Source organism: Paraburkholderia sp. SIMBA_027, from assembly GCF_046535315.1.
GTDB classification, from domain to species: domain Bacteria; phylum Pseudomonadota; class Gammaproteobacteria; order Burkholderiales; family Burkholderiaceae; genus Paraburkholderia; species Paraburkholderia tropica.
In genome coordinates this window covers 1-260 of the sequence record NZ_JAWRWY010000948.1, presented here as the reverse complement: position 1 = coordinate 260, position 260 = coordinate 1, and the positions used below count along the sequence as shown (strand labels likewise).

Genomic DNA, 260 nt, shown 5'->3' with positions numbered 1-260 from the left:
CGGTGGCCGCCGTCACGCATCTTAATCTGCCCGGCGGTGCCTTCGATCTGGGTGATTTCCATCTTGTACCGTTCCTGGGGCAGCTGGGCGTGGCCGCCGGGTACCAGATTTCCTGGGCCATTTACGTCTCAGACTATTCGCGTTACCTTCCCCCTGAGTCCGGGCGCGGTACGTTCAAGTGGACCTTCTGGGGCAGCGCCCTGGGTGGCATCTGGGTGATGTTCCTCGGTTCGTTCATCGCCGCGTCAGCCGGCAAGGAC

Annotated in this window: 1 pseudogene; it reads left to right on the top strand. The window is 62.7% G+C overall.

The features are described 5' to 3' along the window. A pseudogene (locus tag SB764_RS41915) lies at positions 1 to 260 on the top strand (cytosine permease); the annotation flags it as partial.